Raw genomic sequence first — 14587 nt, 5'->3', positions numbered from 1 at the left:
TGCTTGCTTGTTTTCGGGCATCCGTTTCCCGCCCTCCGGAACGGGAACGGGCGGGACGGCGACCGCCCGGGTGTCCGTGCCCTGACCGCCGACGGCGGCCTGTCGAGTCGCCGTCCCGCTACTCCGCGGCGGGGGTCAGCCCCTGCTCCGCCGCCCAGGTGCGCAGTGCGGCTTCGGCTTCCGCGCGGGACTGGGGGCCTCGGTCGAGGTGGAGTTGCTGGAGGTGGCGGATGGCCGCTCCGATCGTCCGGCCCGGCGGAAGGCCGAGCAGGGCGATGATCTCCCCGCCGTCCAGCGGCACCGGGACGCCGGGCAGCCGCCGGTGGACGGCGCGCTCGGCTGCGGCGCGCTCCCCGCGCTCGCGCTCGGCCCGCTTCCCGGCGTGCCACTCGTCGTAGTCGGCCACGTCGCGGGCCTTCAGCGCGGCCCGACGCCAGTCCTCCTCGTCCCGTCCCCGGCCGAGCCCCACCTCCAGGAACAGGTCGCGGTGGTCCGGCGCGCCGGGGCCAGCCGGCGCCACCCCGAGCCGGGCGAGCGCCGCGTTGATCGGCCACTCCTCCCGCGGACCACTGAACTCCGCGGTGTGCACGGGCCCCCACTCCCGCGCACCGGCCCGCCAGACGGCGGCGGTCTGGTCCCCGTCGCCGCCCCAGAAGTCCGCTTCGACCCGGGCCACCGGCCCGCTCCGCGAGAGCTCACGAAGGATCCGCGGCAGCTCACCGCGGAGCGCGGTGGACAGCGGCAGCAGCCCCAGGCGCTGCCCGAGCGGGGCGACCACCGCCCCCGGCACGCCTTGGGCCCAGCTCCGCAAGCGGTCGAAGTCGCCGATGACGGCGTCGAGTCGGTACGACATCCGCGCACAGTAGCCGCGCTCCCCCGGCGTCGGCCACCCGCCTCCGGCGCCGACGGACGACGGTGGCACCGGGTGGGTCCGCGGATTGCGCCAGGGCGCACACCGGTGCCGCGCCGGACCGGCCGACGCACGTGCTCAGCGGCGGTACGCGGCCGTGGCGGTCTCGACGAAGGAGCGGACCAACGGGTTGGTGTCCCCCGCGTTCCACACCGCCACCACTCGGCTCGGCGCCATGTCGGCCAGCGGCACCAGGGCCACTCGTGCTCGCCACCGGCCGGCCGCAGACGCCCCGGACCACCCTCGACGCGATGAGCCGCTACGCGACCGAGCCCGCCACCGGCCTAGGGTGAAGGGCCCCTCCCGGCGAACCACACCATCGACGGGCCGCCGTGGACCGGCGGCCCATGAACGGGAACCATGAACGCCGTCTACTGGATCGTCGCGGGACCGCTCGCGCTCTTCTACTGCTACGCGGGCACGCTGAAGGCGGTCCGCAGCCGCGATGAACTCCGCCCGATGATGGCCTGGGTCGACCGCCTGCCCCTGCCCGCCCTCAGAGCCCTGGGGACGGTCGAGATACTCGGCGCGACCGGCCTGCTCCTGCCACCGCTGACCGGCGTCGTCCCCTCCCTGGCACCGGCCGCGGCCATCGGCTTCGTCCTCCTGCAGATCGGCGCGATCACCGTCCACCTCACGGGCGGAGACCGCCGGATCGCACTCAACGCCGGGCTCACCGTCACGGCGGCCGCGGCCGTCTGGCCGGCCACCGGGCCGTGACCGGGCACGGCCCTCGGCCGGTTGGCGCGGCGGCGGGGTCGGCCCCTGACCTGCGGCGAGATCCGATGCCTCTCCCCACCCAGCGGGCGGCCGGGTCAGGCCGGGTGGACGAGGCGGGACTCGTAGGCGAAGACCACGGCCTGGATGCGGTCGCGGAGTTCGAGCTTCTGCAGGACGCGGCCGAGGTGGGACTTGACGGTGGCCTCCGCGAGGTGGAGGGTGGCCGCGATCTCGGTGTTGGACAGGCCGCGGCCGACCTGGACGAGCACCTCGCGTTCGCGGGGGGTGAGCCGTCGCAGGCGCTCGTCGCGGGCGGTGTCGCGGGCGGTGTCCCGGCTGCCGGGGAGGTGAGGGCGGAAGTTCTCCAGGAGGAGGCGGGTGATCCGCGGGGAGACCACCGCGTCGCCGGCGGCCACGCTGCGGATCGCGGTGAGCAGTTCCTCAGGCCTGGTGTTCTTCAGCAGGAAGCCCGAGGCTCCGGCGTCGAGTCCGGCGAAGGCGTACTCGTCGAGGTCGAAGGTGGTGAGGATCAGCACCCTGCTCTGCGGGGAGGCCCGCACCAGCCGTCGGGTCGCCTCGATCCCGTCGGTGCCGGGCATCCGAACATCCATGAGGACGACGTCGGGCCGCAGTTCCCGGGCGAGGCGGACGGCCTCGGCGCCGTCCGCGGCCTCGCCGACCGGGGCCATGTCGGGCTGGGCCTCCAGGACGGTGCCGAAGGCCATCCGGAGCAGCGCCTCGTCGTCGGCGATCAGGATGCGGATCGTCATGCGGGCGCCTCCGTACCGCCGCCGAGGTCGAGGCGGGTCCGGACGCCCCAGCCGCCGTCCGGGAGCGGTCCGGCCCGCAACGTCCCCCCGTAGGCGGCGGCGCGCTCGCGCATGCCGGGGATGCCGTGGCCGGAGGGAGTGGCGCCGGAGGGGGTGGAGCCGGAGGACGGCGGGCACGGGCCGCTGTCGGTGACGTCGACGGTGACGTCCACGGCCGAGCACCGCACCCGGACGTTCGCCCGGGTGCCGGGGGGTGTGTGCTTGAGGGCGTTGGTCAAGGCTTCCTGTACCAGGCGGTAGACGGTCAGTTGGGCGGTGGCGGGGACGTGGGTGTGGCTGCCGTGGACCTCCAGCCGGGTCGGCAGCCCGGCGGCGCACATCTGGTCGGCCAGGGCCCGCAGTTGGGCGATGCCGGGCAGCGGGTGGCGCTCCACGTCCGGTTCGGCGTCCGGTTCGTCGGTGCGCAGCAGGCCCAGGGAGCGCCGCATGTCGGTCAGGGCCTGTCGGCCGGTCTCGGAGATCTGGAGCATCGCGGCGGTCGCCTTCTCGGGCGACCGGTGCTGCGCGTAGACGGCGGCGTCGGTGAGCGCGACCATGACGGACAGGTTGTGGGTGACGATGTCGTGCATCTCGCGGGTGATGCGGGCCCGCTCCTCGGCGACGGCCAGCCGCGCCTGCTGTTCCTGCTGCTGCTCCAGGCGGGCGGCCCGTTCCTCCACGGCCGCGAGGTAGGCACGCGTGGTCCGCACGTTCACGCCGAGGACGGCGGCGGCGACGGCCATCGCGCTCGCCGCGACGAAGGGGGTGAGGAACGCGCCGTCCGCCGTCCAGCGCAGGCAGGCCAGCAGGGCGCCCGCCTCCACGACGGCACCGGCGACCAGGGTGGCGCGCCGCCCCGCGTTCGCGGCCACCGTGTAGAGCGCCACCAACAGGGCGATGTCCGCGGGCAGTTGGACGTCCATCAGCCACTGGACGAAGGCCACGGCCGCAACGGTGCCGAACACGGTGAGCGGCGCCCGGCGCCGCCACACCAGGGGCAGCGCGAGCGCGGCCGTGAAGCCGGCGGCCTCCGGCAGGTCCTGCGGCCCGCGCGTGGTCGCGATGTTGAGGACGAGCAGCGCGGGCAGCAGCGAGTCCCACACGGTGGGCGGCAGCCGGGAGCCCCGGCGCCGGGCGGCGCTCAGCGCTCGCGCCGCCCAAGCGGAGGACGCGGCGCCCGGGTCGGCGTACTCCGCCGGCCGTACGGCCGCCCACGCCCGGAGCACCCGGCCCGGCACCCTGTCCCGCCGCCGCACCGGACTGGCACCGCCGGTGCCCGCTGCCGCCTCGGTCATCGCACGTCCCTGTCGATCCGGCGTCATGGCGGCCCGGTCGGGCCCGCCTCCGCGTACCGCGGCCCTGCCACCGTAGGGCCGCGCGCAGGCGGAGCGCATGAGTCCACCGTCGGAGGGCGGCGGTCCGGAGTACGACCGCAGGAGGAGTCCCACCACCTCCCGGGGTCGCAGAAGGACCGCTGATCAGGCGTGCCGGACTGCGACTCCGGTCGCACGGGCGACGCTTCCGGGTGCGGCCGCGGTCGGCGGGGGACGTGCCGCCGGTTGCGGCTCCGGTCGCACGCGGTGGCGACCCGGGATCGATGTGGCGGCGCGCACCGCGCGCCGACGATGGCCGGGTGACCGACATCATCACGGGACCGCAGATGTCCCCCCTGGAAATCCTCGCCCTGCTGGCAGCCCTCGCACTGGTCGTGGCGCGCTGGCTTCCGCCCGCCGCCCGGCCGCCCGTCACCGTCGCGGCGGGACCGGTCTTCGCGCTGTCCGCGGCAGCACTGGGTGTGTCGGGGCTCCGCTGGCAGCTGCTGCCGGTCCTGGCGGGTGGCGCCCTGGCGCTGCCGTTCGCCGTCTCCCCGCTGCTGCGCCGGCGTGCCGGCCGACCGGTCAGGCGGGCCCGCTGGTGGGTGGCGCTGCCGGGTTCGCTCGTCTGCGCCGCCCTGACCGCCACGGGCCCGGCGGCCGCCTGGGCCTTCCCCGTCCCCGTCCTCCCCGAGCCGACCGGCCGCTTCGCGGTCGGCACCCGGGTGGTGCAGTGGACCGACCCGGAGCGCCCCGAGACCGCCACGCCCGAACCCGGTGACCGGCGCACGGTCGTGGTCCAGCTCTGGTACCCCGCGCAACGCAGCCCCGCGGGTGCGCAGCGGGCCCGGTACCTCGGCCGTACGGAGCAGGAGGCGCGGACCGTCGCCGGCGCCCTCGCCCGCTACTCCGGCCTCCCCGGCTTCCTGGTCGACGGGGTTCCGCGCGCCCACGGCCACGCGGTGGTCGACGCCCCGGTGGCCGGCGACGGCGGACGGTTCCCGGTCGTGCTGTTCTCCCCCGGACTGGGCGGCGTGCGCACCCAGAACACCGCCTGGGCGGAGGAGCTGGCCAGTCACGGCTACGTGGTCGCCGCGCTCGACCACCCGTACGACTCCGCCGCCGTCGTGCTCGCCGACGGCCGGACGGTCGGCACCGCGCTCGCCGCCACCGGCGACGACGCCGAGGACGACCGGCGGGCCGCCGAGACGACCGGGATCCGGGCCGCGGACCTCGGCTTCGTCCTCACCCAGCTGGGACGGCTGGACCGGGGCGAGATCGACGGCCCGCTGGCCGGACGGCTGGACACCGGCCGGGCCGCGGCGACCGGCCACTCGCTGGGCGGCGCCGCCGCCCTGCAGGCAGCCCGCCAGGACCGCCGGTTCGCCGCCGTCATCGACCTGGACGGCTACCCCCGCGACCCCGAGCCGCTCCCCTTCCACCAGCCGGCACTGGCGCTCACCCAGGCCCTCGGCCCGACGACCGACCCGCGGTACCTCCCCCGCCTCAACGAGGTCCTCGGGCGCAGCACCGCGACGGGCTACCGGCTCACCGTCCCCGGTGCCGCCCACCTCACCTTCACGGACGCGCCCCTGTACCTGCCGCCGGTGCCCTCGCTGGTCGGCTCCCTGGGCCGCACCCGGGGTCCGCGCGTCGTCGCCGCGACCACGCTCGCCTTCCTGGACGCCACCCTGCGGCAGGAACCCGGCGACCTGGCCGGCGCGCTGTCGGCCTACGGCGACCTCACCGTCCACCGCCCGGGCACCGGCGGCTGACCGGCCGAACCACCAGGGCCGACCCACCAAGGGCCGACCGCCCCCGACGCCGCCCGCCCGGGCACCGACGCCGCCCGCCCGGGCCCTGACGCCACCTGCCCGAACCGCGACAGCCGCCCGCCCGAACCACGTGAGCCGACGCCCGGTCAGGGCCGTCGGCTCACGCCTGCCCCAGCGGGACCCGTACGGAGTCCCACGCCATCCCCGCGACGGTCCGCGGCGACCGGGTGGTCGTCAACCCGACCCACCCCGGCGACCCCTCCTTCCTCCTCGGCCACAACGTGCCGGGCCTGTTCCAGCAGCGCGTCCTGATCGGCGCCTCGGCCGTCCGCGGCGGCCTGGTCTCCCACCTGCCCGAGGACCTCCCCGCCGCCCGCGCCACCCTGGTCGAGCCGTACGCCGTCGTCCGCTACGCCCTCTCCTGCCTGGCCGCCTCGGCCCCCGACACCCTCGTCGTGCACGGGGACGGCCTGACCGGCAACCTCGCCGCCCTGCTCGCGCCCCGCTTCCTCCTCCCGACGGTCCGGGTCGTGGTGGTCCACCGCGGCGAGGCCGGTCTGCGCTGGACCCGGGCCCACCTGCCGCACGCGGTGGGCGTCCTGGACACCGAGCCGCTCGACCGGCACGCCGGCGGCGCCGTCGCGCTCCTGGTCACCATCCATCGCGGCGGCACCGTCCCCGCCGTCGAGGCCGCCCTCGGCTCGCTCGTCGTCCGCCTGGTCATCGACCTGGGCGGCGACCCGGCCCGTCCGGGCGCCGGGCTGCGGTAGCCGGGCCCCCGCCGCCTCCGGTCGGGCCGGACGCCGGCCGGATGCCGCGCAGTTGCCGGTCGGCGTGCCCGGAACACCCGGACCGGCAACTGCGCGTAACCACGGGACGTAGGTGGGGCACGGCCATTGACCCGGAGTCAGCGGTTCGGAAAGGATGCGCGACCATGACTACGCGCGTAAACCTCCTGTCAGGACGGCTGATCGCCTCCCTGCGGTGGGCGGCCCTGCTGTCGGTCCTGGTGTCGGTCGGAGTGTTCTTCGTCGCCGCCGGAGCGGCCCAGGCCGCGCCCGCCTGCGGGGTGCTCTCCACCGGCGGGGCGGCGCAGGCGGACGCCGCCGTCCGCTCGGCCTGCGGGCTGATCGGCACCCCGTACTCGTGGGGCGGCGGCCACGGCTCGCAGCCCGGCCCGACCTACGGCCTCTGCGACCCCGCCAACGGCGCGCCGAACGACTGCCACGTCCGCGGCCTGGACTGCTCCGGCATGGTCCGCTACGCCTACGACCTGGCGGTCGGCGAGGACGTCGTCAACGGCACCACCCGGACCCAGTGGCCGACCTCCCGCGCGGTCGCCCGCTACTACCGGGCGGACGGCACCGCACCGCTGCTCCCCGGCGACCTGGTGTTCTTCGGCAACACCGCCTCCACCATCCACCACGTCGCGATGTACCTCGGGCAGGGCTGGATCGTCGAGGCCCCCTACTCCGGCGGCCACGTCCAGGTGGCGGCGCTCTCCTCGCACGGCGACTACTACGGCGCCATCCGGCTGTACGGGCCCGGCAGCACGACCCCGCCCACCACGCCCCCGTCGAACAGCGGCCAGTACTGGGTGGACACCCTCGCCGACGCGCCGGTGTACGGCTCCCCGACCTCCACCACCAGCACCGGGACGCTGTACCAGGGCACGAACTACGTCTTCTGCAAGGCCTGGGGCCGCGAGGTCTCCAACGGCGGCGCCTACAACCACTGGTGGCTGAAGACGGACCCGGACGTGGGCCCCGGCGGCCAGTGGGTGTCGGCCTTCTACCTGTCCCGCTGGGGCAACGACGTGGCCAAGGACAACAACGGCACCACCATCCCCACCTGCGCGGGCGGCGGCACCCCGCCCGCCACCGGCAAGTACTGGGTGGACACCTTCGCGAGCGCGAGCGTCTACGCCTCGCCGACCTCCACCAACGCCACCGGCACGCTGAACCAGGGCACGAACTACGTGTACTGCAAGGCCTGGGGCCGCGAGGTCTCCAACGGCGACGCCTACAACCACTGGTGGCTGAGGACGGACCCGGACGCCGGCCCGGCCGGCCAGTGGGTGTCGGCCTTCTACCTGTCCCACTGGGGCAACGACACGGCCAGGGACAACAACGGCACCACCATCCCCGACTGCTAGGTCGTGTCCGCCGGGACGAGGCCCGGCTCCCGGGCCGTGGCCTCGTCGCCGGTGGGGGTCGCCGGGCGAGTCGGGGCCGCGCGGGACCGGTGGCCGACGCGGGACCGGGTCAGCCCCAGAACTCCCGCAGGGCGGCGTTGACGGCGGCGGGCTCCTGGGTGTGCGGGTAGTACCCGGGCACCCGGAGGAGCCGGCCCGCGAGGGACTCCGTGAGGGACTCGGCCACGGCCATCAGGGGGAGCCCCACGTGCTCGCGGTACGCGGCGGGCGCGCCCTCCCAGGTCCCGCAGATCACCAGGACCGGCAGGGCGGCCCCCCGGATCGCCTCCAGCGGGATCTCCGCCTCCCAAACAGGCCGCTCGCCCATGGACGTGGCCACGGCGCGGAGCCGGCGCTCCGTGGGCTCGGGCATCTCCATCCCCAGCCCCTCGGTGGACGCACGCAGGTACTGCTCCGGCGTGACGTCGTCCGGGATGCCCGGGGCGCCGTCGCGCACCCGGTCGAGGAGGGCGGCGACGACCGGATGGTGCGCGGCGGCGGTGAAGGCGGAGGGCTGGACGAGGGCGAGCGAGCGGACGAGGTCGGGCCGGCGCGCGGCGGCGAGGAGCACGGCGACGGCGCCGTTCCCGTGCCCCACCAGGTGGGCGCCGCCGGGCCCCGCGGCCCGGGCCCCGCCTTCGAGGACCTCCACGACGTCCTCGGCGTCGACCTCGAAGTCGCTGCGCGCGGTGTCCGGGCTGTCGCCGTAGCCCCGGCGGTCCACCAGGAGGAGCCGCCGGCCGTCCGCGAGGGGCCGCTGCCCGGCGAACCCGTACGCGGGGTCGCTGCCCCAGCTGAAGATGTTGTGGACGAAGAGGGCGGGGGCGTCCGGGTCCACCGAGGTCGCCGGGCCCGCCGGGGCCCGGTCCGCTCCGGCCCGATCGCGGTCGTCCCACACGGTCACGTGCACGGCCACAGGTCATCCTCCCCGGCTCCGAGGGACGTCAACTCCCCTGAGAATAACGGATCGTCGCGGATCGACCCGGTCCAGCCGCCCGGCCGACGACCCCGGCCGACGGCCCCGACCAGCACGGTCGCGTCCATGCCGTGACGATCACCGCCCCCAGGGCGGCCGGGCGGACCGATCAGGATTCGAGAAGCGCCCCGCCGGGGTGCGCGCCTAGCGTTGCAGTCATGAACGAGATCACCATTCACTGGACCTTCCTCCCGCACACCGACCCCGAGGCCTCCCTCGCCTTCTACCGCGACCTGCTCGGCTTCGAGGTGCGCAGCGACGTCGGCGGCGGCGCGATGCGCTGGATCACCGTCGGCCCCGTCGGCCAGCCCGACGTCTCCCTGGTGCTGGAACCGGCCTCCGCCGCCCCGGGCCGCACCGAGGAGGAGCAGCGGACCGTCACCGAGATGATGGCCAAGGGCACCTACGCCCGGCTCGTCCTGGGCACCACCGACCTGGACGGCGTCTTCGACCGGCTGAAGTCCGGCGGCGCCGAGCTGGTCCAGGAGCCGACGAAGCAGCCGTACGGCGTCCGCGACTGCGCGTTCCGCGACCCGGCGGGCAACATGGTCCGCTTCAACGAGCTGGGCTGAGCCGGGCCCGGCCCGGGCCGCACCGCGCCGAGCCGCCGGGCACCGCGCCCGCCCCGCCCCGCCGTCGCCCCCACCCTCGCCCTCCCTCCCGCCGTCGGCCGTACTCGAATCCTGTTCGATCCCGGCCGGATCGATGGTTGGATCGGGGGGTCCGAGCACACCGACGGCGGCCGCGGGGCGGGCCCGCCCGGCCCCCTCCACCCAGACCGCCGAGAGCCAGGGAGCGAAGAGAACGATGCCCAAGCGGACGGACGCGCAGCCGCACGTCGCCGACAGCCACGACCTGATCCGCGTGCACGGCGCCCGCGAGAACAACCTCAAGGACGTCAGCGTCGACATCCCCAAGCGCCGGCTGACGGTGTTCACCGGGGTGTCCGGCTCGGGCAAGAGCTCGCTGGTCTTCGACACCGTCGCCGCCGAGTCCCAGCGGCTGATCAACGAGACCTACAGCGCCTTCGTCCAGGGCTTCATGCCCACCCTGGCCCGTCCCGAGGTGGACGTCCTGGAGGGCCTGACCACGGCGATCATCGTCGACCAGCAGCGGATGGGCGCCGACCCGCGCTCCACCGTCGGCACCGCCACCGACGCCAACGCGATGCTGCGCATCCTGTTCAGCCGCCTGGGCACCCCGCACATCGGCTCCCCCAAGGCCTTCTCCTTCAACGTCCCCTCGATCAGCGGCGCCGGCGCCGTCACCGTCGAGCGCGCCGGCCGGACGGTCAAGGAACGGCGCAGCTTCAGCATCACCGGCGGCATGTGCCCGCGCTGCGAGGGCCGCGGCACCGTCTCGGACATCGACCTCACCCAGCTGTTCGACGACGGCAAGTCGATCTCCGAGGGCGCGATCACCATCCCGGGCTGGAAGACGGACAGCTGGTGGACGGTCGGCGTCTACGCCAACTCGGGCTTCCTCGACCCGGACAAGCCGATCCGCGAGTACACCGAGCAGGAGCTGCGGGACTTCCTGTACCGGGAGCCGACCAAGGTCAAGGTCAACGGCGTCAACCTCACCTACGAGGGCCTCGTCCCCAAGATCCAGAAGTCCATGCTCGCCAAGGACAAGGAGGCGCTGCAGCCGCACATCCGGGCCTTCGTGGAGCGGGCCGTGACCTTCACCGCCTGCCCCGACTGCGGGGGCACCCGGCTCAGCGAGGCCGCCCGCTCCTCCAGGATCGCCGGGATCAGCATCGCCGACGCCTGCGCGATGCAGATCAGCGACCTCGCCGACTGGGTCCGCGGCCTGGACGAGCCCTCGGTGGCGCCGCTGCTCGGCACGCTCCGGCAGGCCCTCGACTCCTTCGTGGAGATCGGCCTCGGCTACCTCTCCCTCGACCGCCCCTCCGGCACCCTCTCCGGCGGCGAGGCGCAGCGGGTCAAGATGATCCGCCACCTCGGCTCCTCGCTCACCGACACCACCTACGTCTTCGACGAGCCCACCACCGGCCTGCACCCGCACGACATCGACCGGATGAACCGGCTGCTGCTGCGCCTGCGGGACAAGGGCAACACGGTGCTGGTGGTGGAGCACAAGCCGCAGACCATCGCGATCGCCGACCACGTGGTCGACCTCGGCCCCGGGGCCGGTACGGCGGGCGGCACGGTCTGCTACGAGGGCGACGTGGCGGGGCTGCGCACCAGCGGCACGGTGACCGGCCGCCACCTGTCCGACCGGACGCCGCTGCGGGCGACCGTGCGCAAGCCCACCGGCGCGCTGGAGATCCGCGGCGCGAGCACCCACAACCTGCGGGACGTGGACGTGGACGTCCCGCTCGGGGTGCTCACCGTGGTGACCGGCGTGGCGGGCTCCGGCAAGAGCTCGCTGATCCACGGCTCGATCCGCGCCGAGGAGGGCGTGGTCTCCGTCGACCAGGGCGCGATCAAGGGCTCCCGGCGCAGCAACCCGGCCACCTACACCGGGCTGCTGGAGCCGATCCGCAAGGCCTTCGCCAAGGCCAACGGCGTGAAGCCGGCCCTGTTCAGCGCGAACTCCGAGGGCGCCTGCCCGACCTGCAACGGCGCGGGGGTGGTCTACACCGACCTGGCGATGATGGCCGGGGTGGCCACCACCTGCGAGGACTGCGAGGGCAAGCGCTACCAGCCGGCGGTGCTGGATTACCACCTGGGCGGGCGGGACATCGCCGAGGTGCTGGCGATGCCGGTGACGGAGGCGGAGGAGTTCTTCGGCTCGGGCGAGGCGAAGCTCCCGGCCGCGCACCGCATCCTGGAGCGGCTCGCCGACGTCGGGCTCGGCTACGTGAGCCTCGGCCAGCCGCTCACCACGCTCTCCGGCGGCGAGCGGCAGCGGCTCAAGCTGGCCACCCACATGGCGGACAAGGGCGGGGTGTACGTGCTGGACGAGCCGACCACCGGCCTGCACCTGGCGGACGTCGAGCAGCTGCTCGGGCTGCTGGACCGGCTGGTGGAGTCCGGCAAGTCGGTGATCGTGATCGAGCACCACCCGGCGGTGATGGCGCACGCCGACTGGATCATCGACCTCGGACCGGGCGCCGGCCACGACGGCGGGCGGGTGGTCTTCGAGGGCACCCCGGCCGAGCTGGTCGCCGCCCGGTCCACGCTGACCGGCGAGGCGCTGGCCCAGTACCTGGGCTGAGCCACACCCCGGCCGATCCGCGCCCGGGCCGGGCCGCCGTGCCCGGACGCGGCGGCCCGGCCCGGGCCCGGGCCGCCGCGCGCTGGTCAGCCCAGCGGCAGGGCCATCTCCAGGATCCGCGCCGAGGCGTCCAGCACGTACGGCGTCGACTCCCCCGTGTAGGCGAACCCGCGCCGCCGGTAGAACGCGGCGGCGCGGGGGTTCGCCTCGTGCACCCCGAGCAGCATCCGCCCGGCGCCCCGGACCCGCGCCCAGGCGAGCACCGCGTCCAGCAGGCCGTCGGCGACGCCTCGCCCGCGGCCGCGGTGCGACGGGTCCACCCAGACGCCGATCAGGTCGAGCGCGCGGGCCTGCGTCCGGTTCGGGGCGGACAGCATGGTGCCGACCCACTCCCCCGCGGCGTCCACCGCGACCAGCCCGAGCCGGTCGGGCTCGTTGAGCCAGTCGCAGCGGGCCCGCCACTCGCCCTCGCCGTGCCGGCCGGCGGCCTCGTGGGTCTCGCCGAACGCCAGGGGCGTGTCGAGGAGTTGGGCCAGCCGCACGGCCCGCAGGCGCTGCCAGTCGGCCCGCCCGATCCGCTCGACCCGGTACTCCGTCGGCATCGACATCGGCTCCGCTCCCCGTCACACGGCACTGCCTCCGCCGCCGGCGGTCACCGGTGGCGGAGGCAGGATAGCCGTGGCCGGTACTACGGCTTGATGCGGACCACCTGCGGGTCGTGGTCGCTGGCCTGCTGGGCGAACTCGGCGTTGATGTGCACCACGTCGTACTTGGCGTAGCCGACCTCGGGGCTGACCAGGATGTGGTCCAGCACCTGCGAGTTGCCCTGGAAGACGTACGAGTACTGCTCGGTCTCCGGCAGCTCGTTCACCAGGTCGCGCAGCACGCCGTCCTTGGTGAGCGCGGCGAGCGCGGGCGAGAACTGGTAGTCGTTGAAGTCACCGAGGGAGACGACCTTGGCCTCCTTGTCGGCGGCCAGCAGCCCGGCGACGAAGGCCTGTTCGACGGTGGCCTGCCTGGTCCGCTGCACCTCGGAGCCGCGGGTCGGCTGCTGGAACCGGCTGTCGATGCCCTGGTCGCCGCCCTTGCTGTTGAAGTGGTTGGCGATCACGAAGACCTTCTTGCCGCGGAAGGAGAACTGGCCGACCAGCGGCTTGCGGCTGTTGGTCCAGGCCTCGTCGTTCGGCTCGATCCGGCCGGGCGAGGCGGTCAGCGCGGTGTCCGCGCCGGTGCCGGTCACGCCGACGGCGGTGGTGGCGGTGCCGCCGGGGATGTCGGTGAAGGACACCCGCTGCGGGTTGAACAGGAAGACCTGGCGGATGTTGCCGCCGGGCTCGCCGCCGTCCTTGCCGTCCTGCGGGTCGATCGAGCGCCAGTCGTAGGACGGGCCGCCGGCCGCCCTGATCGCGGCGGTGAACTTGGCGACGGTCTGGCTCGCGCCCACCGTGCCGTCGTTCTTGGCGCCGTTGTCGTCCTGGATCTCCTCCAGGGCGATGATGTCGGGCGAGCGCAGGTTGGTGACGACGCCCTGGGCCAGCTCGGCGAACTTGGCGTCCGGGTTGCCCGGGGCCAGGTTCTCCACGTTGTAGGTGGCGAGGGTGAGTTCGCGGTCGCCGGGCTGGGCGGTGACCTCGCGCTGGAGGTGGTTGTCCTTCAGCGTGCCCATGGTGCCGGCGACCAGGGTGTAGCCGCCGAAGTTGTTGTAGTCCAGCGGGCCGCTGGTGGTACCGGTCAGCTCGTCGCCGACGTTGGCCACCGGGAAGGGCTGCTGGGAGACCGCGGCCTGCTGCTGGACCATCAGGCGGCCGACGTTGGGCTCGCGGTAGGACTCGTACAGCACGCCGCCGCGCTTGCTGCGCTGGTCCTGGCGGTCGGCGGCGACCCACAGCTCGTTGTACTTGTCGGTGGCCTGGATCACCCGGACGTCCTTGACCTGGACGAGCATGCCCTCCAGGGACTCGTAGAAGTCCAGGGTGTACTTCTCCGGGCGGAGCCCGACGCCGTCGATGGAGCCGTCCGCGCCGGCCGCCGGGCTGTAGGTGCCGGGGATGTTGCGGGTGTCCACGACCACCGGGGCGGGCAGCGGGTTGCCGGCCGACAGGACGGTGACGCCCGGGGCGGAGATCTCGGTGAGGGACTGCGAGCCGCCGTTGAAGTTCGGGTAGTACTCGGTGACCTTGCCGCTCACCAGCACCGAGTCGCCGACCTTCACGGTCGGGTTGCCGCCGGTGAAGACGAAGACGCCCTCGCTGGTGGCCGGGTCGGCGTCCGGGTTCGGGTCCTGGATCCAGAAGCCCTTGGAACTGCCGTACGCGCGCACGCCGGTGACGATGCCGGGCACGCCGGTGACGGGCTTGCCGGCCTGCGGGGATATCCGGGTGCCGCCCTGGACGTCGTGGATCCGCAGCGGGCCGGCCTCGGTCGGGGCGGGGGTCGCGGGGGCGGCGGCGTTCGCCACCGGCAGTGGGACGAGCACCAGCGAGGCGGCCAGCGAGGCCGGGATCAGGGCGGCGCGCAGCAGGGCTCTGCGGGGGCGGGGAGCGGGGGCGGTGGTCACCGGGCAGGACTCCTAGCTCCGCCGTGCGGCACGGTCGTGGCACGGCGGTCCGGGCGGAGGCGCGCTTCGGGCGCGGCTACTCGCGTGGGGAAGAAGCGGGGGAACGGACACCCGCCCCCCGCGGCGCCCCTCAAGATACGCGCGTAGAAA

At 74.7% G+C, this 14587-nt stretch carries 12 protein-coding genes; 6 read left to right on the top strand and 6 right to left on the bottom strand.

The genetic code is table 11. From position 1 onward, the window contains the following. Positions 1 to 118: 118 nt before the first annotated feature. Entirely contained in the window at positions 119 to 853 is a 735-nt protein-coding gene (locus ACFY0X_RS01995) for a hypothetical protein (protein ID WP_387747751.1), read from the bottom strand. A gap of 417 nt (positions 854 to 1270) precedes the next feature. Here ACFY0X_RS01995 and ACFY0X_RS01990 point away from each other — a divergent pair, with 417 nt between their 5' ends. Further along, positions 1271 to 1630 carry a DoxX family protein gene (locus ACFY0X_RS01990; protein WP_387747749.1) on the top strand — a complete coding sequence of 120 codons (360 nt, stop codon included), beginning with the start codon at positions 1271 to 1273 and terminating at the stop codon, positions 1628 to 1630. Between the two features lie 95 nt (positions 1631 to 1725). Here ACFY0X_RS01990 and ACFY0X_RS01985 read toward each other — a convergent pair whose 3' ends face one another. Continuing rightward, on the bottom strand, positions 1726 to 2400 hold the full coding sequence (locus ACFY0X_RS01985; protein WP_387747747.1) for a response regulator: 675 nt from the start codon (positions 2398 to 2400) through the stop codon (positions 1726 to 1728). Next, positions 2397 to 3734 carry a sensor histidine kinase gene (locus tag ACFY0X_RS01980; RefSeq protein ID WP_387747745.1) on the bottom strand — a complete coding sequence of 446 codons (1338 nt, stop codon included), beginning with the start codon at positions 3732 to 3734 and terminating at the stop codon, positions 2397 to 2399. Before ACFY0X_RS01980 ends, ACFY0X_RS01985 begins: the two co-directional genes overlap by 4 nt. A gap of 302 nt (positions 3735 to 4036) precedes the next feature. Here ACFY0X_RS01980 and ACFY0X_RS01975 point away from each other — a divergent pair, with 302 nt between their 5' ends. From ACFY0X_RS01975 to ACFY0X_RS01965, 3 genes are all read left to right on the top strand, one after another. Beyond that, on the top strand, positions 4037 to 5527 hold the full coding sequence (locus ACFY0X_RS01975; protein ID WP_387747743.1) for an alpha/beta hydrolase family protein: 1491 nt from the start codon (positions 4037 to 4039) through the stop codon (positions 5525 to 5527). A 227-nt stretch (positions 5528 to 5754) separates the two neighbouring features. Continuing rightward, positions 5755 to 6297: a hypothetical protein gene (locus ACFY0X_RS01970; RefSeq protein WP_387747741.1), complete on the top strand. Its 543-nt coding sequence runs from the start codon at positions 5755 to 5757 to the stop codon at positions 6295 to 6297. 164 nt (positions 6298 to 6461) lie between these two features. Then, positions 6462 to 7682, top strand: a complete 1221-nt coding sequence (locus ACFY0X_RS01965) for a C40 family peptidase (RefSeq protein WP_387747739.1) — start codon at positions 6462 to 6464, stop codon at positions 7680 to 7682. Between the two features lie 109 nt (positions 7683 to 7791). On the opposite strand, the gene ACFY0X_RS01960 is transcribed toward ACFY0X_RS01965, so the two are convergent. Continuing rightward, a complete protein-coding gene (locus ACFY0X_RS01960; protein ID WP_387747737.1) occupies positions 7792 to 8637 on the bottom strand; it encodes an alpha/beta fold hydrolase in 846 nt (281 codons plus the stop codon). Positions 8638 to 8855: 218 nt separating this feature from the next. Between ACFY0X_RS01960 and ACFY0X_RS01955 the strand changes: the two genes are divergently transcribed. Both ACFY0X_RS01955 and ACFY0X_RS01950 read left to right on the top strand, forming a co-directional pair. After that, positions 8856 to 9269, top strand: a complete 414-nt coding sequence (locus tag ACFY0X_RS01955) for a VOC family protein (RefSeq protein WP_387747735.1) — start codon at positions 8856 to 8858, stop codon at positions 9267 to 9269. Between the two features lie 235 nt (positions 9270 to 9504). Further along, on the top strand, positions 9505 to 11880 hold the full coding sequence (locus ACFY0X_RS01950) for an ATP-binding cassette domain-containing protein (protein WP_387747733.1): 2376 nt from the start codon (positions 9505 to 9507) through the stop codon (positions 11878 to 11880). 86 nt (positions 11881 to 11966) lie between these two features. Here ACFY0X_RS01950 and ACFY0X_RS01945 read toward each other — a convergent pair whose 3' ends face one another. Beyond that, complete coding sequence (locus ACFY0X_RS01945; RefSeq protein ID WP_387747731.1) at positions 11967 to 12488, bottom strand: GNAT family N-acetyltransferase; 522 nt, start codon at positions 12486 to 12488, stop codon at positions 11967 to 11969. A gap of 80 nt (positions 12489 to 12568) precedes the next feature. Then, positions 12569 to 14437, bottom strand: a complete 1869-nt coding sequence (locus tag ACFY0X_RS01940) for an endonuclease/exonuclease/phosphatase family protein (protein WP_387747729.1) — start codon at positions 14435 to 14437, stop codon at positions 12569 to 12571. Positions 14438 to 14587: the final 150 nt, after the last annotated feature.

This window comes from Kitasatospora sp. NPDC001547, from assembly GCF_042894165.1.
In the GTDB taxonomy this organism is placed as follows: domain Bacteria; phylum Actinomycetota; class Actinomycetes; order Streptomycetales; family Streptomycetaceae; genus Kitasatospora.
This window is presented reverse-complemented; position numbering and strand designations above follow the sequence as displayed.